Origin of the sequence: Nostoc sp. C057, assembly GCF_013393925.1 — a bacterium.
GTDB lineage: Bacteria > Cyanobacteriota > Cyanobacteriia > Cyanobacteriales > Nostocaceae > Nostoc > Nostoc muscorum_A.
The window spans coordinates 5024138-5045397 of record NZ_CP040281.1 but is presented as its reverse complement, the minus strand read 5'-3'; the positions used below and the strand labels follow the sequence as shown (position 1 = coordinate 5045397).

Here is a 21260-nt window from a genome sequence, read left to right as displayed (position 1 = left end):
TATTTGTTGTGGGGGCAATTCATGAATTGCCCCTACAGCCTTATATTTGGGCTTGACAGACTACTAATCTAACCATCTAACTGTTGCATTGGTATCTCAATAGTAAACTGAGTTCCCTCTCCCGGCGTAGAATCACAGGTTAAACTACCTTTGTGTTTGTCCACAATAATCTGATAGCTAATCGATAACCCTAACCCTGTGCCACTTCCTACTGATTTAGTGGTAAAAAATGGGTCAAATATTTTCTGTTGTACCGCTTTTGTCATGCCAGAACCGCTATCAGCAATCCGAATTATTGCCGTATTAGAATCTGTTAGTTCAGTAAAAATGTGAATTTTTCCTACTAAATGAGAAGTCGATGATGACTCTATATATTTGGTTATTTGTTCTTTGTCATTTACCAGCGATTGATGATCAATGACGAATGAATCTTCTAAAGCATCAATTGCATTACTCAGAATATTCATAAACACCTGATTGAGTTGACCAGGGTAACAAATAACTTCCGGTAATTTACCATATTCTTTAATGACTTCAATTTCAGAAAAATTGCTCTTTTCTTTAAGTCGGTGTTGCAAAATCATTAAGGTGCTGTCTATACCCTCATGAATATCTACAGGCTTCATCTCAGATTCATCTAGGCGAGAAAAGTTACGTAAGCTCAAAACGATATTTCGGATACGCGAACTCCCTACTTTCATTGAATCTAGAATCTTTGGCAAGTCTTCTGCTAGAAAATCTATATCAATCTCCTCATATTTATCCTCAATTAAAGGCGAAGGATGGGGATATTCCTGTTGATAAACAACTAGCAAGTCAAGCAAGTCTTGGACATACTCACCAGCGTGATTAATATTGCCATGAATAAAGTTAATAGGATTATTTATTTCATGAGCAATGCCCGCTACCATTTGTCCTAGGGAAGACATTTTTTCACTTTGAATCAATTGAATTTGGGTACGCTGTAATTCCTGTAAAGTCTCTTGTAAACAGTTATTTTTGTGGTTCAGTTCCTGCGTTCTTTCCTGAACTTTTTCTTCTAAGGTATGGTTGTATTCCTCCAAGCTTTCTTTAGCTTTGGCCAAATTTTTGTAGAGGATAGCATTCTCTAGGGATATTGCTGCTTGAGTGGTGAGGAGTTTGAGTACTTCTACGCGATCGCGTGTAAATGCTCCTGTTGTCAGATGATTTTCTAGGTAAATAATGCCGATCAATTTACCTTGATTTAAAAGAGGTATAGACAACAAACTCTTAGGTTCTTCACTAAGAATATAGTTATCACTTGCTAGAAAAGAAACAGCCCTTGCATCATCAATAACCAAGATTTCTCTAGAGCGTTTAACGTAGTTAATCAAAGTAATAGGAACATCGTAGCTTGACTCAAGAGAAGTTGATGGAAACTCAGTGTAGGTATGCTCAAAATTTGAACTTGAACAAACAGCTGTGACAGTTAATGCTAAGTTCTCACCTTCGCTCAAAATTAAAGCGCATTTAGAGGCTCCTGCATTCTCCATAACAACTTCCATCAAAGTAGAAAGTAGTCGTTCAAGTTCGATTTCTCCAGAGAGCGCTTGAGATGCTTTAATGAATGCGGCTAAATCCAGAGAGTCAGAAATACTTGTCTTCGATCCAATAACAGTTTGATGATTACTCAGAGTAGATAAAGATGATATAGATGTTTTATTGAAAGAAGTGTTTTCCTCGCTGGAGTTGATACTTACTTTTTCTTGCTGGAATATAGAACCAAGTAATTGAGGATAGCGTTTTGCCAAATCATCAACTTTGGCTTTTGCTCCCCAATTAACGTATCCATAGTAGGCATCAATTAAGTAGGTTTGGGCAATTTTTTGCTTGCCCCATTTTAGATAAAACTTAGCTGCAAGTTCCTGAGCTAAAGCTATTTCATTCTTATAGTCATGTTCTTGAGCTAGGGAGATAGCACGGTCGTATCCTTCCATTGCTTCAAGATATTTCCCTTCAACTCGATGCTTTTCTGCCTCCACCAAATAAAATTTATGCCAATTGTTCATTGGGGCATGATATGCCCAATATTGTATCTTTTCCTGATTAGCCTGCACCCGATCGAGAATGCACTTTTGCTCTGAATCAGATGCGTCAGTGTACACCGCCAGTTTAGCCAGAGAATCGTAAAAATAGAAAAAAGGAACAACCAGTTGCCCTGTACCACTATCTAAATACTTTTCTGCCAGGGTGGCATTTTCAGCTGCTTGAGGGAACTGCTGAAACAAGTAGCATAAATGTAGTTTGTGGAAATATAGATATAAAAGCCCGATTCCATCTTTGGCTTCCAAGTGAAGCGGCAGCATTTTTTCCTCATCATAGGCTTCACCAATTAAACGACAAGGATCTTCTCCAACCCCCAATAAATTTAAGACACTCTGTTGATAGATGCAATTCCAATTAAAGGCTCTTTCTTGCTTAATTTGATTCAGGGCATTGCTGTAGTTTGCTATTTCGGGTTCCAGCACTGTCAGTTCTCTACCTATGGAATAAGAACAGAAGCAATAAAACTGAAGAGCTAAGGCTGCAAATTCTAAATCTCCTGTTTCCATCGCCAGAGAGTAAGCCTCCAGTACAGGATTTAATGTTTCTTTAGGATGTTCCTTCCAATGCCGGATACCTGCATGAAATACCTCCATGACTCTTGCTTCAACTTCTTTAGCGTTGTATTTAGCCACCAAACTTAAAGCCAGTTTGCCAAAATGATAGCCAGACTGAATATCTCCCTTTTCGCTACAGAGGATCGTTCCGTAAAGAACGTATGCAAAAGCGGACAAGGGAGCATTGCCGTATTTGAGCGACAAGTTGATTTGTTTAATAACAATCAGTAGAAAAAGTTCAGGAGTGACTGCATAGGCGAAAAAAAGCGCATTGGATAGAATCTGCATAACTACCAATGTTTGTTTTGCCGTCATTTCTGGCAGGTCAATTAAATCCTCAATACGCTTTCCATTTAAATTTGATGTTAATTCAGCGATCGCTAGCTGAATATCTGACTGGCTCGGCTTTTCAGGCAACTCAACTTCCAATAAGTTTAGAACACTTAGTGCAGTCCTGACAGATTCTAGTGCTTGGTTCTGCGCTCCATAGGCTTTAATTTTGACTTCATAAACTTTTACTTTCTCCAGCAGTGTTTTCGCTCGTGCCAATACTACCTCTACTAATTGCTCCATTTGCCTAAAGTTGCCAGCTAGATACGCTGCCTCTGCTGCTGTCTCATACAAAGCTAGGATGAGCTTATATTTGGTCTCCCAGCCATCATCGTCCATCAGTTGAATGCCAGTAGTTAAATACTTAACAGCAGATGGATAAGCTGTTGATGCTAAAGCTTTTCTTCCAGCAGTTAGATTCATCTGGGCTAGTTCATCTCGTTTAGTTTGAGGAGATATGAATTCTACTGCGATATTAAACTGATTGACAAGTTCAAAAATCTTTTCTTCCTGTTCTGCAACAGGAATATTGTTCAATAACAGTAGCCCAATTTTTAAGTGAATTGGCTTTTTTTGTTCTTCAGGAATTAAAGAATAAGCTGCTTGCTGCACCCGATCGTGTACGAATTTATATTTAGGTAGCTGTAAATTAGAACTGGAAAATTCTATAGATTCTATTCCATGAACAATGAATTCTTGATTAGTATTTTCTTTTGCAAAGATGTTGTAATTTTCAGTCTGTGGTAAAATTAGTCCTTCAAGTAATGCTTGCCACAAATCTGATGCTGTATCTACTACAGATTTTTCGTTGACGATCGCTAGACTATTTAATTCAAATTGATTACCAATACAGGCAGCTAGTTTCAAAACCTTTTGGGTATATATTGGCAATTTCTCTATTTGTAGGGCAATAAATTCTACTACATCATCTGTGAGAGCCAATTCTTTGATTTTTGAAACATCATACTGCCAATGACCAACATCAAAGTTTAATACAATTAGCCCATCATCATGTAAAGACTTGAGGAATTGGACTGAAAAAAATGGGTTGCCTTTGGTTTTGGCAAACACCATCTGAGTGAGGGGAACCGCAACTACTTCAGCACAATGGAGAGTATCAGCAATGAGATGATTTAAATCACCCTGATTTAAAGGTACTAAAGTGATTGTATTAATAGCTGCTCCAGCTTTTTCAATTTCCTGTAGTGTCAAATAAAGTGGATCTACTTTGAAAACTTCATTGTCTCGATAAGAACCAATTAACAATAAACCTCCCTGATTCTCATGCGTGTGTTCTGCATTTTCTGCCAAAGAAGATGACATACTTTCACACATTAATAACTGAATTATCTTTAAAGAGGCTGTATCTGCCCATTGCAAATCATCAAGAAATATAACGAGGGGATGTTCTTTAGTTGTGAAGATTTGAATGAATTTTTGAAACAATAAATTGAAACGATTTTGGGCAGCACTGCCAGAGAGTTCTGTAACCGGAGCTTGCTTACCAATAATCTGTTCGAGTTCAGGAATTACATCGATAATTACCTGAGTCTGTGTACCCAATTCCCTCAGGATTTTAGCTTTCCATTGTTGAATTTGGGCATCAGTTTCTGAAAGTAGTTGCCCGATTAAATCTCTAAAAGCTTGTACCAATCCTGATAAGGGAATGTCACGTTGAAACTGGTCAAACTTTCCTTTGATGAAGTAACTACGCTGTCGCACAATCGGTTTGTGGACTTCATTAACCACAGCAGTTTTGCCAATACCAGAGAAACCCGCGACTAATATCATTTCTGTTGCCCCTTCTGTTACACGCTTAAAAGCAGCGAGTAGGGTTTCAACTTCACCTTGGCGACCATAGAGTTTCTCAGGGATTACGAAACGGTCTGAGATGTCCCTCATGCCTACTTCAAAGGGTGCAATATTTCCTGTTTCTTGCCACTGCTTTTGGCACACCTCCAAGTCATGCTTTAACCCCAAAGCATTCTGATAGCGGTCTTCGGCATTTTTCGCCATTAGTTTACCGATCATTTCAGACAAAATTGCCGGAATCTTAGAATTAATTCGACTGGCTTTTAGCGGTTGTTTAGCGATATGAGAGTAAACTAACTCCATCGGATCTTTAGTCGTGAAGGGTAACTGTCCAGTGAGGAGTTGAAAGAAGGTAATACCAAGGGAATAAAAATCAGTGCGATAGTCGATACCCCGGTTCATCCTTCCAGTTTGTTCTGGAGAAATGTAAGCCAGAGTACCTTCTAAGATGTTGGGATTCGTGAGAAATTGAATTTCTCTTGGTAGGAGGGTGGCAATGCTAAAGTCGATGATTTTTACTTCATCGGTGGTAGGGTTTATTAGGATATTGGCAGGCTTGATGTCTTTGTGAATGATGCGATCGCGATGTAGTCCCTCAAGGGTAGAAGCAATTTTAATAGCAATATTGAAAAACTCATTGAGAGAAAGACAGTTTTCCTTCTTTTCCTTGTTCTCTATTCGCCAGTCTTGCAGGGAAATGCCACCAAAATCTTCCATCACTAAGATGTAGCTGTTACGGTAGCTTTCTAGGCTATAGGTTTTGAGTATGCCAGGAATATCGAGGTTTTTGGTGATGATATACTGATTGCGGAACTGGGCGATTTCCGCGAACGTAGGATATTCATTCCGCATTAATTTGAGAACGACTGGTTTTTGGTCTTGTTCTCTAATGCCCCGATAAACTAGAGTTTTACTACCTGAGTATATTTGCTCGGTGATGTGATAGCCAGGAAACGCATATAATGTATCTAATACTACTAACATTGCGGAATATGCTCATAATTCTTGTTTCTATGTCTTAGTATTCCCGTGCGAAGGCTATCATTATCATGAAATAATAATTTCATTTGTTTAATTTGTATTAATAAAAATAATTTTTAAGACATATCTTCTCTGGAACTATGTAATTTTGAATAAACTAATTTGGGTATAAAAACATAACTTAGTCAAAATATTTTTACTAACTTTATCTGGTAAATGTTCCGTATTACTGCTTTCTATTTGTAGGTTATTTATCAAGTTCTGATGCAGATTGTATATGTGGGAGACTAACCAATAAAAAGCCTGCCGTTTTTCTTAGGTTAAGAACAAATTGCGGCAGGTTTAGTTGGTCTAGAATTGTTTCAGTAGACTAACAGCTGATACTATAGGACTCATATTTGATTATTGAAAAAAATCAGTATATCTCAAAGAGCCTTTTTGACTATTGCCTGCCTATCGTGCTTCGTTTCTCTACGATACGCTCCGTGAACGCGCACCACGCAAATAATTATAGCTACGCCATGCTGCGCGAACAGAAATCAAATCGGATTGCTATATTTATTTTTGAAGATGCACCTATAAAACTTACACAAAATTAAATATAGAGGTAATTCATGAATTACCCCTATATGTAGTTTTTCCTATTTTTGAATTTTGTTGTCAACGATGGTTTGTCAAGATAAGTATTTTTGAATTAACTATTTTTACCCGCTTTTAATAGTACACCCAGTATGATGAACGGGGTATTTCGGCTGCGATAATAATAATGAACACAAATGCTACTTTATTTTTTGTTTAATAAAGGTAACAACTTGAGTTAGCTGTTTCTTCAAGCCATCGATTTCAGCTTGCATTTTGACAATTTTCTCGTTCAACGCATTAATTTCTGCCTCAGAGACTCCTTTGGCAGTAGGGGTTGCGTTGCTTGCCACCGTAGGCATCGAAATATTGGCAGCAGCAGGAGTTGCTACGGTAGCAGTATTTGCAACGCTAGGGACTGCTACCGTAGTAGTAGCAACACTAGAAGTAGCAACTGTGCTATTTTTAACAGCAACCCCTGCTCCTACTGCGACTAATTCTGGGCGCGGCTGTTTCGCCTTACTCATGGCTAACTTAATTGCGTTAATTAGTTGCTTCTGATCAAAAGGCTTGCCCAGAAATTCAAAGTATTCAAAGGGTTCTGTGATTTTCTCGGTTACTTCTTCCTTGCGACCAGACATGATCACCAAAGGAATTTTCCTTAATTCCGGATCGGCTTGAACTTTCTGGAAAACCTCCCAGCCACTCATTTTAGGCAACAGAAAATCCAGCATAATCAGGCTGAGTTTTTCCTGAAGAATGAAATTTAGTCCTTCCAAACCGTCTTTTGCTTCCAGTACCTCAAAATTGCCCGGAGGCAACATTTCTCGTACTTTTACCCTGACAACTGTAGTGTCATCGATAACTAAAATCTTGTTGCTTGCCACGACTGTTTGCTCTAACAGAAACTTTAAGTGTAAATAGCGGCTTTGCCGATTGTCCTTGAGAATCCTCCCACTATATACAAAATTTCTAGCAATTGGGGGATAGTATATTTCGGTATAAATGACATTGCTAGAGGTGTTTTGTAAAACTTTTGCTGGCGCTCTTTTCGATTTATGTCATGGTGATATTTAAGGCTTTAGCTTTGTTCTAAGGCATAAAGCATATAAGGACACGGAGACACGGAGATATTAAGACCGTTTTCTGCGTCTATTCTTGTCTATCATTTGTCCATTGAAAGACCACTACTTTATATCCGTATCTTGCTTGGATGTCTATGATTTCGTCACAACAAGCCGAACTAAAGTCTGAAATTGCGGCAATGCCTAGCTGGTTACGTCGCCCTATCGGTAAAGCCAGTGAAATCTCTACCGTACAACGCATTATTAAGCAGCGCCAAATCCACACAATTTGCGAAGAAGGCCGCTGTCCCAACCGGGGAGAGTGCTATGCCCAAAAAACTGCAACTTTCTTGCTAATGGGGCCTACTTGCACACGCTCTTGTGCTTTTTGTCAAGTAGATAAAGGTCATGCACCGATGCCTCTTGATTTAGAGGAACCCCAAAAGGTTGCACAGGCAGTACAGCTTTTAGGATTGCGTTATGTAGTGCTGACTTCTGTCGCCCGTGATGACTTGCCCGACCAGGGCGCAGGTCACTTTGTAGAGACGATCGCTACTATCCGTCAGTTAAACCCAGAGACTCAAATTGAAGTGCTGACCCCAGATTTTTGGGGCGGTGCAGGTGTTGGAGAATCAGGTCAACGCCAACGCATAGCGATGATTGTAGAAGCCAAACCAGCTTGTTTCAATCACAATATCGAGACAGTGCGGCGGTTAACTGGGCCAGTGCGCCGGGGAGCCAAATACGATCGCTCACTTTTAGTACTTGCTATGGTTAAAGAAATCGATTCAACAATTCCCACCAAATCAGGTTTGATGCTGGGACATGGCGAAACAGTTGATGAAGTTGTCGAAGCAATGGCTGATTTAAGGACTGTGGGGTGCGATCGCTTGACTATTGGGCAGTATATGCGTCCAACTCTTGAACATCTCCCAGTCCAAAAATATTGGACTCCAGAGGAATTCGCTCAACTTGGCAGATTAGCATGGGAAATGGGATTCAACCATGTCCGTTCTGGGCCTCTGGTTCGCAGTTCCTATCATGCTGGAGAGGAGTGAAGAAGGGAATAGGGTACAGGGTACAGGGTACAGGGTACAGATTATTCCCTGTCACCTGTCACCTGTCACCTCTCCCCCTAATCCAATTTCCAAATTCACACAAATATTCTTAAAGAATTTGGGTATTTGGTACGCCAGTTTGGTATTTCTTAAAAAGTCATGACATTAGGAGAATCGCATTATGACTGCTAAAACAACGAAGAATCCTGCAAATTCCGCAGTTGCCGACAGTGGAGCAAAACCTCCCTACGCCTATCGCACAGGCTGGGCAATATTCTTGCTAGCTATCAATTTCTTGGTAGCGGCCTACTATTTCCACATTATTGAGTAGTTAGAAGTGGAATGGTGCTGCTCAAATCGTTCCTTTGAATAAACCTTTGGGACGAATGAGCAGCACCAAAATCATGATTAATAGTGCTACACCCTGTTTATACTGTGAACCCAGCCAAGGGGTGCTAATTTCTTGGACAATGCCAATGATAAAAGCTGCTGCGATCGCACCATAAGGGTTGCCAATCCCCCCAAGAATCACTGAGGCAAATAACGGTAAAATTAAGAACCACCCCATATTAGGACGCACGGCTGTAATCAACCCATACATACTGCCTCCCAATGACGTAAGAGTGCCAGCAATTAGCCAAGTCCAGAAAATTACTCGGTCAACATTAATACCTGAAACCCTGGCTAAGTCCAGATCGTCAGCAACTGCTCGCATCGCTTTACCAATTTTGGTATTTTGCAGCAGGTAATGCAGCGCGAAAATTGCTAGTATCGCTAACCCCAATACCAATAATTGATTTTGCGGTACTTTTAAACCAAAAATATCTAAAGCTGTGGTGACAGGTAAATTATAGTTTTGGTTCTTGCCACCCCAGATAAAAATAATCCCATTGCGAAGAAATAAGGCAAGCCCGATAGAAATAATAATCAGCGTAGTGGAAGTAGCACGGATAGAGCGCATCTTTGACCACAATAACTTTTCCGATAACAGCATTGCTGCTACTGTTCCCGCCGCCGCCAAGATCATTGACAGCCAAATATTAACTCCAATACTATTGATTAGCCAGGTGAGATAGGCTCCTAAAGTTAAAAAGTCACCATGAGCAAAGTTAGATAACCGTAAAATTCCATAAGTAAGAGTCAGTCCGACTGCGGCTAGAGCAATAATGCTCCCTACCGCAATCCCATTGACGATTAGTTGGGCGAATTGTGTATCCATAAGTCTTAAGTTGCTTTAACAAATTTTAGGTCAGTGGTTCAGATAATAATTTTTTTGGACTAGCTGCTAAATTCGACATCATAAGTTATGGTTTATAACAACATAAGTTATGGTTTATAAATAAAAAAGAATTGTCCGCTAATATACATAAAATCCTTTTTGGATTTTTATGTGAAGCTAAATTTGTTAAGCGGTCTAGTTGACCATGCAGCAGTACTCAAGCTTACCAGACCAAAACTCACAGATAGATGCAACGCCAAAACTTTTGACAACAATTCAGCAACTTCGCGCCAAGTTGTGGCTGGAGAGCAGCTTGAACCAGTTGCAAAGTCGCCTAAATCATTATCTGCTTTCTGCTTGTAACAATGTCCTACAGGCAGAAGTCGCAGAATCAGAAGTTCTCCAAGCTGTGGTTAACGAGATTAACAGTGTAATGAACAGCACTAATCTGGCACTTACAGATTATGCTGTCGGCATTGCTATGTTTCAACCACAAGAAACTGTAGCCACAGTTTGCTATATTTCTCGTTCTCCATCTCAAAACTCACAACCTTTATTTGTAGATGTGCTGACAGCAGAAAAAAAGCTGCTGTTGCGATTGCAAGAGGTTATAGAATTCAAAGATTTACAGCAACTTGAGAATCAACAGCCACCAAGCGCTTGGCGGTTAGCTGATGATTCTGGCAGCATTATGGGCTGGCTAATTATCGCCGCAGCGCCCCTAAGTTGCGATCGTGAGTCGCTCATAGAATCAAAAGCCCAACTCAGATCGCAATTGATGTCCAGGTCTGCCAACTACTGTACAACAGCTTTGGTACAACTGAGACACATCCTATCTTGGCAGCAACAATATCAACAGTTAAGTAACTCCAATCAAGAATTGGAGCGCACCAATCAGCTGAAAAACCAGTTTCTGGCAAACACCAGCCACGAAATTCGCACACCGCTTAGTTCTATTATTGGGTTTACCCATCTGCTTTTAGCTCCAGGGTACGAACCAACTATAGAACGTCAACGGGAGTATTTAAATATCATTCAGTCTAGCGGCAAGCATTTGCTAGCTCTGATTAATGATATTTTGGATCTTTCAAAAATTGAAGCAAACCAGCTAGAGGTGCAGTGGGAAAGTGTAGATGTACCACTGCTATGTAGCAATGTTTTGGCACTGGTGAAAGAGAAAGCCGCTAATAAGGGTTTAAGACTGTGCCTAGAAATTGACCCCGATATCACAAGCCTAGTAGCCGACTCTTTGCGACTCAAGCAAATGCTGTTGAATTTACTCTTCAATGCCTTAAAGTTCACCAGCAAAGGAAGTGTTGGCTTACAGGTTGTTCCCAAAGGTGGATCTGTACATTTTACAGTTTGGGATACTGGCAGTGGCATCTCTCAAGAAGACCAGACTCAATTATTTGAACCCTATTTCCAAATTGCTAAGGCTGTCGCTGGTGGTGCTGAGGGGACTGGTTTGGGTTTAGCAGTGACTCGCAAACTCGCCCAAATTCATGGTGGTTCTGTGAAAGTGGAGTCTGAAGTAGATAGCGGCTCCCGTTTTACCCTTTTACTTCCCCTTAAGCAAGAGGTGGGAGCGGGGGGAGATGAGGAAGCAAGGGAGGCAGGGGAGGCAGGGGAGGCAAAGTACTCCTTATCTCATTTGCCTTTAACGCCTAGTTCTTCTGTAGATATTTTACTGGTAGAAAATGACTTACCCAATGCTGATTTGATGCAAATTTATCTACAGAAATTAGGATATCAGGTGACTTGGGTTAAGAATGCTGCTGAGATGTGGGAAGCTCTAACACAGCTATATCCAGCAGTGATTTTAATGGATGTTTATCTGGCAGATGGAAATGGTCTTAACTTGGTACGACAACTGCGAGAACATGAGCAATATCAGACGATTCCGGTAATTGTTCAAACAGCAATGGCGATGAAAGGCGATCGCGAAACCTGTCTAGCAGCTGGAGTAAATGACTATATTTCTAAACCAATTGATTTACCACTTTTAGCTAGTCTGGTAGCCAAGTACAGCAAACCGCCAATATAGACAGGGGGCAAGAGGGCAGGGGAGCAGAGGACAAGGGGACAAGGGGACAAGAGGTGAGAACTTGAAACAAGTCTTTCCCCTTGTCTCCAATTCTCCTTGTCCCCTTGTCCTCTTCCCAATTCCCAATGCCCCATAACATAACAAATGACTACAATAAAAATGGTTGGGTGCTATAGGGTTTGAGTAGGATTGGGAAATGATGCTAACAGAAAAATTTGAGCAATTAAAAGCCTTATTTGAAGAGATGAATCAGGCATTGATTGCCTACTCTGGGGGCGTTGATAGCACTTTGGTTGCGAAAATTGCTTATGATGCCTTGGGCGATCGCGCTCTGGCTGTCACGGCTGTTTCTCCTTCGCTGTTGCCAGAAGAGTTGGAAGATGCCAAAATTCAAGCTGCAACTATTGGGATTGCTCATAAAATCGTCCAGACTCACGAGATGGAAAATCCCAATTACACTTCTAACCCGGTTAATCGCTGTTATTTTTGTAAAAGTGAGTTGCACGATACTCTCAAACCTTTAGCTTTGCAGTTGGGTTATCCCTATGTAGTGGATGGGGTAAATGCCGATGATTTGCATGATTATCGCCCAGGAATTCAAGCAGCGAAAGAAAGAGGGGCGCGATCGCCTTTAGCCGAAGTAGGTGTCACCAAAGTTGAAGTTCGACAACTTTCGCAACAACTCGGTTTACCTTGGTGGGATAAGCCGGCTCAACCTTGCCTAAGTTCGCGGTTTCCTTATGGTGAAGAGATTACTGTTGCTAAGTTACAACGAGTTGGTAGAGCAGAAATTTTCTTAAGAAAGCTGGGTTGGCAAAATTTGCGCGTGCGATCGGAAGGTGATACAGCACGCATTGAATTATCACCAGAACAAATTAAAGAGTTTGTGTTAACGACAGATTTGCAAAAAGTAGTTTCTGTATTTCAGGATTTTGGATTTCTTTACGTAACTCTGGATTTGGAAGGTTATCGCAGTGGTAAGTTAAATCAGATTTTAAATCGGGAAGCCTTGGGCGTTAAATTATAAAATTTTGGTTTTATAGAAATCCAGTTTATATTTCTTTACCTTCTACAGAAACTAAAAAGCAGCCGTTTATCCTCCAGGCATTATCCGGCTGTTTTTCCATAAGATATAAAGCTCTCAAGGGAACTCCATCAGGAGCAAGTAGCAGCACTGGCTGAGTTATGTTTTTTTGGATGGTTGTTATCTTCTCAAAAAAGACAGAGCGAGGACGGTATACTGCTGGGTAACTTATCTTCACCATCTGCATAAAATTTTCTGGGGTACCAAATTGCGCCTGAATTCCTGGACTGGCGAAGGCAAAAGCGCCTTGGGCATCATCCTTTTTAAAGGCTACCAATTGGTTTTCAATTAGAGAACGTATGGTGATGGCATCGTTGTCGGTAATTTCCATAAATCTAAAATTGCATAGGCGCAGCCCGTCGTAGACATCGCTTTAAGGGTCGAGCGATCGCTTAATCTTCACGCTGAGTCACCTTGTATTCTATCTGCTGTAATGCCGAGCGCCATACATCATAACCCTCTTGTGACAGGTGTAAACCATCTGTGGTCAACTCTGGACGCATATTGCCTTCCATATCGGTAAACCAGCTATAAATATTTAGATAATTAGCGCCTTCTTGTTTAGCAATTTGGGTTAGTTGGGTGTTGATGTGACGAATGCGGCTATTAGAAAGTTTTGCTAGGCGAGTAGGCAAAATTGATTGGACAATGATTTGAGCTTTTGGGTGAGTCTCGCGTAAACGACGCACAATCCGGCGATAATTACGCAAAATTGTGTCATCACTCGCGCCTTTTCGTAAGTCGTTAATCCCAGCCATGACATAAATTACATCTGGCCGGGTTGCCGAAAATGCCCCCAACCTTTTTAAAACCCCACTGGAAGTATCTCCAGAGATGCCTTGATTGAGCCACAATTTCCCCGTAGGCAGTTTTTCTCTAGGAAACCACATGCTCAAAGAATCACCCACTAAGATGCTTAGATGATTTGCACCTTGACCTTGAGCGATCGCTCTAGCTTCTAAAGCTAATAAACTTTTCCAGTCATCATAAGTTAGTTGACGCTTCCTAATCGACTCCCACAAAGATTGCAAATTATCACTATCTACGCGCGTATAAATCTGACCTGTTTTCAGAGCCGCCAATCTTTGGTAGTAAAGTTGATTACCAGATGTCAAAGAAATACCAGCTGCTTGGGCACTGGGTTTGACTAATGATTCTGTTGAGGCTGGTAATCCTTCACTACTGAGTTCGGGTACGCTAGAGACGTTTTTCTCATCTACCGTCGGCTGCGAATTTTTTAGGGGTTGGAACGCTTGCCCACTGAGTTCTGGTAAGGAGAGATCAACGCTGGGGATGATTTGTCTACTTACTATTGTCTGCGAGCCTTGTTTTAAATCCCACAGGAATCTAGAACTTTCTGGCAGGACAATCGACAAATGTGGAAGAGCCGATGCTGGTATTGCTAATCCTGTTAACAAGCCTGCTGCCAACAGATAAGGGTCCCTCATCGCTTTCTCTCTCCTCTACTCACTGCTTTTCCCTATCACATCATTAATTGCCTGTATTCAGGAAAATTTTACTTCGGTTAAGTTATTATTCTTATTTACACTGTATAGTTCTGTAAAGCGTGTTGAGTAGATTATCTTAGACAATTTACGATCTCTTTAAAGTACGGTTTTTTCGGTGGTATACAAGTCTGATTTGCGAAAATACTGGTACTTAAAGGATTATTTTCACAAAACTAACTATTTTTTATAACTCAGTGTCCACAAATATTGTAAGTGTGTATAAGTTTGCGATTAGTTGATATCATACGATGAGCTGCTGTTCTTGAGCAAGAAAAAGGTTATTACTGTTGATTTTTAAGAACTTGCTCTTAAAAAGTTAGGCGCTCAAACTGGTTTGGGATAATTCTAAAGTCATCTATAGTGCAGTCAAAAATTATACAGATTGCGTTGATCTAACAAAAGTTAAATTTATTTTCATCCAAAAGTTGCCTCTTAGGTTTGACGGGATGATTTAGGGTTTGATACAGATTGCCCAGTATTAGAGCAATTCTCTGTACTTCTTTTGTAGTTCTGTATATATAATTTCAAGTTTATGTTTGCCTGTAGAAGTATGAGTTGAAACACCTTTAAATTAAGTTTTAACTATAGAAAATAACTTCATTGAAAGTGCTAAGATTTAGGCTTAATCATTAGTGTTTGTTCTTCTGTGGCTAGAGCTAGTACAGCGATTGGTGTCAGTCCAATTATTAAGGAGATTGTGCAAAAACAGGCACATTCGACACGTTTAACACTGAAAGAAGTGATTCTGATGGGAATGTTAGCTATTGATAAACTAGACGATCAAGGTCGTCAGGAGCTAGCCGATCAAGTTCACCAAATGCAGGTGAATGGAGAAATTTAAGTGAGTAGTTATGAGTTAGGGGTTATAAATTTTAACTCCTCATTCGTGACTCTTTACTTAATTTGATTATTGGCTAAAACGATAACAACTTCCCATTACATAATTTCGTTAATTTCAAAAGATATTCATTGGCGTTGCAGAGTTTCAGCAACAAACCCAGTTGTGTTAGAACCTGTAAATGGATCTAACACCATATCAGCTTCATAAGTTAAGAATTTGATGAAAACTTAGCAAACCCTTGAGGATAACGGGCTGATAGGGTCTAATTTTGGCTTCTTTGCAGTGTCGTAAATAAACATAGAGAAAATTAATGACATGTAAGGCTACAAAGGGGCGGGCAAGATGCCCACCCCACAAGTAATGTGATGATTGAGATTATTCAGGGAGTTGCCAAAAGAAGGGGTAATTTTCTGGGCTTGATGACAGCCCTGCTTTTACAGGATTTTGTCTGATATATTCCCAATATTGTTGAAACTCTTCATCGTTCCTAACAATACGGTCATATCTTTCGTCTTGCCAAACTGTTCCTATATGTTTCATCACTTTGGGAATTTGTTTAGCACTATAACCTTTAATACTTTTCATAATGCTACTCAATGACCAAAACTCATTTTCCGACTTGATTAATGGCTGAATAAGCAGATGCACATGATTTGTCATAACTACAAAGACAAATATTTGATATCTGTTTTTATCAAAAAACAAGTAAGAATTAAAAACTATTTCTCTAGCTTCTAGGCTAAGTTCTAACTTTTCCCAAGTATTAAAAGTAATGAAATAAACTGCCCCACCTAACTCCCAATGAGGTAATCTTCTCCGAAAAATTTTCAACTTTGGCTTTTGCATTCAGAATACAAAACTATTTGTAATTTTTATTGTGGGGTGGGCATCTTGCCCGCCCCCTTCTTTATTTTTCCCATCCTCCCTACCCAAAACCCACAAAAAAATCCCCCACCTTGCGGCAGGGGATTTTTATTACTTATCTACAAAACTAGCAGCCGAATTAACCGAACTTACCAGCCGTAGAAGCAATCAAGAACGCGGCGTAAGTCACGATGTAGCCAACAGTGAAGTGAGCTAGACCAACTACACGAGCTTGAACAATAGACAGAGCAACGGGCTTGTCTTTCCAGCGAACTAGGTTAGCCAGAGGAGTGCGTTCGTGTGCCCAGACAAGGGTTTCAATCAACTCTTGCCAGTAACCTCTCCAGGAGATTAAGAACATGAAGCCAGTAGCCCAAACTAGGTGTCCAAATAGGAACATCCAAGCCCAGACAGACAGGTTATTCACGCCGTAAGGGTTGTAACCGTTAATCAACTGAGCAGAGTTAGCCCAGAGGTAATCGCGGAACCAGCCCATGAGGTATGTAGAGTTCTCATTGAACTGAGCTACGTTGCCTTGCCAAACACCGAGATGTTTCCAATGCCAGTAGAAGGTCAACCAACCAATGGTGTTGAGCATCCAGAATGTAGCGAGGTAGAAGGAATCCCATGCTGAGATGTCGCAAGTACCGCCACGACCGGGGCCGTCGCAAGGGAAGGCATAGCCGAAGTCCTTTTTATCGGGCATCAGCTTAGAACCACGGGCATCCAAAGCACCTTTGACCAAGATCAAGGTGGTGGTGTGCAGACCTAGAGCGATCGCATGGTGTACCAAGAAATCGCCAGGGCCAATTGTCAAGAACAGGGAGTTAGTACCAGCATTAATGGCATCTAACCAACCTGGCAACCAAACGTTAGCGTAGTTAGGCCATGCTGTGTAAGCAATACTATCGGGGTTAGATAGCAAAGTATCTAAACCGTACAGCACCTTACCGTTAGCAGCTTGGACGAATTGAGCAAATACTGGCTCAATCAAGATTTGCTTTTCAGGAGTACCGAAAGCAACTACTACGTCGTTGTGTACGTACAGACCAAGGGTGTGGAAGCCTAAGAAAAGAGATACCCAGCTGAGGTGGGAAATAATCGCTTCTTTGTGCTTCAACACGCGGTCAAGCACGTTACCTTTGTTTTGCTCTGGGTCGTAATCACGCACCCAGAAAATCGCACCGTGAGCAAAAGCACCAAGCATCAGGAATCCAGCAATATACTGGTGATGCGTGTACAACGCTGCCTGAGTTGTGTAGTCCTTCGCAATAAATGCGTAGGAAGGCATGGAGTACATGTGCTGCGCTACCAGGGAGGTTACAACACCTAGCGCTGCTAAGTGCCAACCTAATTGGAAGTGCAGGGAGTTGTTGTAGGTGTCGTAAATACCTTGGTGAGGTAGGTTGAACGGCCCTTCAACTGGAATACCAAAGAAACTCTTGGCATTCAATGCTTCTTTGAGACTGTGACCAATCCCAAAGTTTGTCCGGTACATGTGACCAGCAACAATGAATAAAACTGCGATCGCTAAGTGGTGATGAGCTATGTCAGTCAGCCACAAAGCTTCTGTCTGGGGATGGAAACCACCCAAGAAACTCAGAATTGCAGTTCCTGCACCTTGCGATGTCCCGAAGATATGTCCAGGAGTGTCAGGGTTTTGAGAGTAAACACCCCAGTTGCCTGTAAAGAATGGTGTCAAACCGGCTGGGTGGGGTGGGGTATTCAGGAAGTTATCCCAACCTACGTGCTGACCGCGAGCTTCGGGGACAGCAACGTGAATTAAGTGACCAGCCCAAGCCAATGAACTAACACCAAACAAACCTGCTAAGTGGTGGTTTAGGCGATGTTCAGCGCTCTTAAACCATGCCAAGCTAGGACGGTACTTGGGTTGCAAGTGCAGCCAACCAGCAAACAGTAATACAGCAGCGAATAATAGCAAGAACACTGAACCGTTGTACAGTTCGCCGTTATTCCGCATACCGATGGTATACCACCAATGGTAGAGACCAGAGTAGGTAATGTTTACCGGATTACTAGCGCCCGCTTGGGTAAAAGCTTCGATCGCTGGTTTACCAAAGTGGGGGTCCCAAATCGCATGGGCGATGGGACGGATGTGAAGGGGATCTTTAATCCACTGTTCAAAGTTACCTTGCCAGGCCACGTGGAACAGGAGGCTGGATGCCCACAGGAAGATGATTGCCAAGTGACCGAAGTGAGTTGCGAAAATCTTTTGGTAAAGATTTTCTTCCGTCATGCCATCATGGGTTTCAAAATCGTTGCCTGTAGCGATCGCATACCATATCCGACGAGTCGTCGGGTCCTGTGCGAGATCCTGGCTAAATTTCGGAAATTTTGTCGCCATAGGTTTAATAAATCCTCTGACCTTTAGCCATCAAATATCAGCGTCTAGAGTCCTGAGTTCTGAGTCCTGAGTTCTGAGTTTTGACTCAGCACTCAGTACTCAGCACTCAATAACTGATTGCTACCCTACTGAAAGGATGTGTGCATGGAAGAATGCCCAAGTTGTGGCAATTCCTCCCAAGAGGTAGTGAGCTACCCCTACAGCCCGACCCTGAATAATACTCAGAGCGCGAGGCTGAATTGCTGGTGCTACCTTCAGTTTGTTATGCGCCCAAACAATGGACTCAATCAGTTCTTGCCAGTAGCCGCGACCACTGAACAGGAACATCAAGCTGAATGCCCAGACAAAGTGAGCGCCTAAGAAGAGTAGACCATAGGCAGATAGCGCGCTGCCATAGGAATTGATGACTTGTGTAGCTTGTGCCCACAAGAAGTCCCGTAACCAACCGTTGATGGTAATAGCACTTTGGGCAAAGTTGCCACCAGTGATGTGAGTCACAGTACCATCTGCATCTACGGTTCCCCAAACATCTGATTGCATCTTCCAACTGAAGTGGAAAATTACAATAGACAGGGAGTTGTACATCCAGAATAGTCCGAGGAATACGTGATCCCAACCAGACACTTGGCAAGTACCGCCACGACCAGGCCCGTCGCAGGGGAAGCGGAAGCCCAGGTTTGCTTTGTCTGGAATCAGACGAGAGCTACGGGCATACAGCACACCTTTGAGCAGAATTAGGACGGTGACGTGAATGGTGAAAGCGTGAATGTGGTGAATTAGGAAGTCGGCTGTGCCCAAAGCAATGGGTGCAGCTGCCACTTTACCGCCAACAGCCAAAATACCGCCGCCAAAGACATAGCTAACTGGTTCTAGGGCATTAGGTGCAGTTGTACCAGGAGCCAAGGCGTGGATATTTTGTATCCACTGGGCAAATACTGGCTGCAATTGAATCCCTGTATCAGAGAACAAGTCTTGAGGACGACCCAATGCACGCATTGTGTCGTTGTGGATGTAAAGTCCAAAGCTATGGAAGCCTAAGAAAATACATACCCAGTTCAGGTGAGAAATAATCGCATCACGGTGACGAATTACCCGATCCAATACGTTGTTTTGATTCACAACTGGATCGTAATCCCGCACCATGAAGATCGCAGCGTGAGCTGCTCCACCAACAATCAAGAAGCCACCGATCCAAATATGGTGAGTGAATATGCACAACTGTGTAGCGTAATCAGTTGCCAAATATGGATAGGGGGGCATCGCGTACATGTGATGCGCGATGATGATGGTCAGCGAACCCAAGAAGGCCAGGTTAGTAGCCAACTGAGCGTGCCAAGATGTGGTCAGGTTTTCGTAGAGACCTTTGTGACCTTCACCAGTGAAAGGGCCTTTGTGGTTTTCTAGGATCTCTTTAATGCTGTGACCAATACCCCAGTTGGTACGGTATTGATGACCAGCAACGATAAAGAGAACTGCGATCGCTAAGTGGTGATGAGCGATGTCAGTCATCCACAAGCCGCCTGTTACTGGGTTCAGACCGCCCTTGAAGGTAAGGAAGTCAGCATACTGACCCCAGTTCAAGGTGAAGAAAGGTGCTAAACCAGCAGCAAAGCTGGGATACAACTCGGTCAACAAGTCTTTGTTCAAGATGAACTCGTGGGGCAAGGGGATGTCTTTGAGAGCAACACCTGCATCCAAAAGCTTGTTGGTCGGTGCGGACACGTGGATTAAGTGACCTGCCCATCCCAAGGAACCACAACCTAGCAATACTTGCAAGTGGTGATTCAGCATCGACTCCACATTCTGGAACCATTCCAGTTTGGGAGCGCGTTTGTGGTAGTGGAACCAGCCGGCAAATAAGAATAAGCCTGCTAATACCAAGCCACCGATCGCAGTTACATAAAGCTGGAAGGAGTTTGTAATCCCCCAACCACGCCATACTTGGAACAAACCGGAGGTGATTTGAATACCGTGGAAACCACCGCCAACATCACCGTTTAAAATGTCTTGTCCAACAATGGGCCAAACGACTTGAGCGCTAGGCTTAACGTTCAACGGGTCACTTAGCCAAGCTTCGTAGTTAGAAAACTTCGCGCCGTGGAAAATCATCCCGCTCAACCAAACCATCACTACGGCTAGGTGGCCGAAGTGGGCTGAGAATATCTTGCGGGATATGTCTTCTAAATCGCTTGTATGTGTATCAAAATCATGGGCGAGTGCGTGCAGGTTCCAAATCCATGTGGTGGTTTTGGGACCTCTGGCTAAGGATCTGTCAAAGTGTCCAGGTTGCGCCCATCTCTCGAATGAGGTTGGAACTGGATCGTTATCGACGATTACTCTTGCCTTCTTTTCCTCTCGCTCCGGAGGACTTATTGTCATTTGACCTCCTCTCTTGATAAGGAATGAGGAATCATGAATACCACAAAGTGAACCATTACCGCATACTCAGAATTTTACTGAAGCCGCGATGAAGACCCTATGTGGAGAGTTGTTTCTCGTTGAATTATAGAGTCTTCACCTGCACTTTGTTGGAGATATTTTAACAATAATTCAAACTTGGTGGAAAATTGCTGAAATTACCGTCTTATCTGCCTTTTAACTTCAAACTATTTGTCTAAAAGTCAATAGATTAACCATTTTAATTTACAAAGAATAACAATTCGTAAGTTTTATGATTTTGCTGTATACACTCGATTTCCAGCTTTTACTGCTATTACTCATGAACATTTGTGTCATATTTCCATTGCTGTAAGTAAAAAGCTGTAAAAAGTATGACTTGTTTTAAAATTTACTGAAATAGACACAGAAAAACTTAGGGAATGTGAGGTAGATTTCACCTTTTGGGCTATAGTGCCAGATGACAGTTTGAGCGAAAATAATCTGTCAATTG

General features: G+C 41.9%; 13 protein-coding genes and 1 pseudogene. 5 read left to right on the top strand and 9 right to left on the bottom strand.

Features of this window, described 5'->3' with window-relative positions; all coding sequences use genetic code 11:
- Positions 1-68: 68 nt before the first annotated feature.
- Both FD724_RS21495 and FD724_RS21490 read right to left on the bottom strand, forming a co-directional pair.
- Positions 69-5747, bottom strand: a complete 5679-nt coding sequence (locus tag FD724_RS21495) for an ATP-binding sensor histidine kinase (RefSeq protein WP_179074046.1) — start codon at positions 5745-5747, stop codon at positions 69-71.
- 776 nt (positions 5748-6523) lie between these two features.
- Positions 6524-7210 carry a response regulator gene (locus FD724_RS21490; protein ID WP_179074045.1) on the bottom strand — a complete coding sequence of 229 codons (687 nt, stop codon included), beginning with the start codon at positions 7208-7210 and terminating at the stop codon, positions 6524-6526.
- 332 nt (positions 7211-7542) lie between these two features.
- Between FD724_RS21490 and lipA the strand changes: the two genes are divergently transcribed.
- Both lipA and FD724_RS21480 read left to right on the top strand, forming a co-directional pair.
- Positions 7543-8445 carry a lipoyl synthase gene (lipA, locus tag FD724_RS21485; protein WP_179074044.1) on the top strand — a complete coding sequence of 301 codons (903 nt, stop codon included), beginning with the start codon at positions 7543-7545 and terminating at the stop codon, positions 8443-8445.
- A gap of 181 nt (positions 8446-8626) precedes the next feature.
- Positions 8627-8776, top strand: coding sequence for a photosystem I protein PsaX (locus FD724_RS21480; RefSeq protein WP_012410182.1), 150 nt, complete (start codon positions 8627-8629; stop codon positions 8774-8776).
- Positions 8777-8797: 21 nt separating this feature from the next.
- Here FD724_RS21480 and FD724_RS21475 read toward each other — a convergent pair whose 3' ends face one another.
- A complete protein-coding gene (locus tag FD724_RS21475) occupies positions 8798-9664 on the bottom strand; it encodes a branched-chain amino acid ABC transporter permease (protein ID WP_114081184.1) in 867 nt (288 codons plus the stop codon).
- Between the two features lie 205 nt (positions 9665-9869).
- On the opposite strand from FD724_RS21475, the gene hrmK reads away from it, so the two are divergent.
- Positions 9870-11708 (top strand): hybrid histidine kinase/response regulator HrmK, encoded by a 1839-nt coding sequence (gene hrmK / locus FD724_RS21470; protein ID WP_179074043.1) that lies wholly within the window; start codon positions 9870-9872, stop codon positions 11706-11708.
- Between the two features lie 196 nt (positions 11709-11904).
- On the top strand, positions 11905-12735 hold the full coding sequence (gene larE / locus FD724_RS21465) for an ATP-dependent sacrificial sulfur transferase LarE (protein ID WP_179074042.1): 831 nt from the start codon (positions 11905-11907) through the stop codon (positions 12733-12735).
- A gap of 25 nt (positions 12736-12760) precedes the next feature.
- On the opposite strand, the gene FD724_RS21460 is transcribed toward larE, so the two are convergent.
- Together FD724_RS21460 and FD724_RS21455 are read right to left on the bottom strand one after the other, a co-directional pair.
- Positions 12761-13123, bottom strand: coding sequence for a DUF4864 domain-containing protein (locus FD724_RS21460; RefSeq protein ID WP_114081187.1), 363 nt, complete (start codon positions 13121-13123; stop codon positions 12761-12763).
- 61 nt (positions 13124-13184) lie between these two features.
- Positions 13185-14240, bottom strand: coding sequence for an SGNH/GDSL hydrolase family protein (locus FD724_RS21455; protein ID WP_179074041.1), 1056 nt, complete (start codon positions 14238-14240; stop codon positions 13185-13187).
- 706 nt (positions 14241-14946) lie between these two features.
- Here FD724_RS21455 and FD724_RS21450 point away from each other — a divergent pair.
- Complete coding sequence (locus tag FD724_RS21450) at positions 14947-15141, top strand: hypothetical protein (protein WP_073640193.1); 195 nt, start codon at positions 14947-14949, stop codon at positions 15139-15141.
- Between the two features lie 125 nt (positions 15142-15266).
- On the opposite strand, the pseudogene FD724_RS21445 reads toward FD724_RS21450, so the two are convergent.
- The 4 genes and pseudogenes from FD724_RS21445 to psaA all read right to left on the bottom strand — a co-directional run.
- Positions 15267-15435, bottom strand: a pseudogene (locus FD724_RS21445) (DNA methyltransferase); the annotation flags it as partial.
- A gap of 81 nt (positions 15436-15516) precedes the next feature.
- Complete coding sequence (locus FD724_RS21440; RefSeq protein ID WP_179074040.1) at positions 15517-15987, bottom strand: transposase; 471 nt, start codon at positions 15985-15987, stop codon at positions 15517-15519.
- A gap of 157 nt (positions 15988-16144) precedes the next feature.
- Entirely contained in the window at positions 16145-18370 is a 2226-nt protein-coding gene (psaB, locus tag FD724_RS21435; RefSeq protein ID WP_114081190.1) for a photosystem I core protein PsaB, read from the bottom strand.
- Positions 18371-18490: 120 nt separating this feature from the next.
- On the bottom strand, positions 18491-20749 hold the full coding sequence (psaA, locus tag FD724_RS21430) for a photosystem I core protein PsaA (RefSeq protein WP_114081191.1): 2259 nt from the start codon (positions 20747-20749) through the stop codon (positions 18491-18493).
- Positions 20750-21260: the final 511 nt, after the last annotated feature.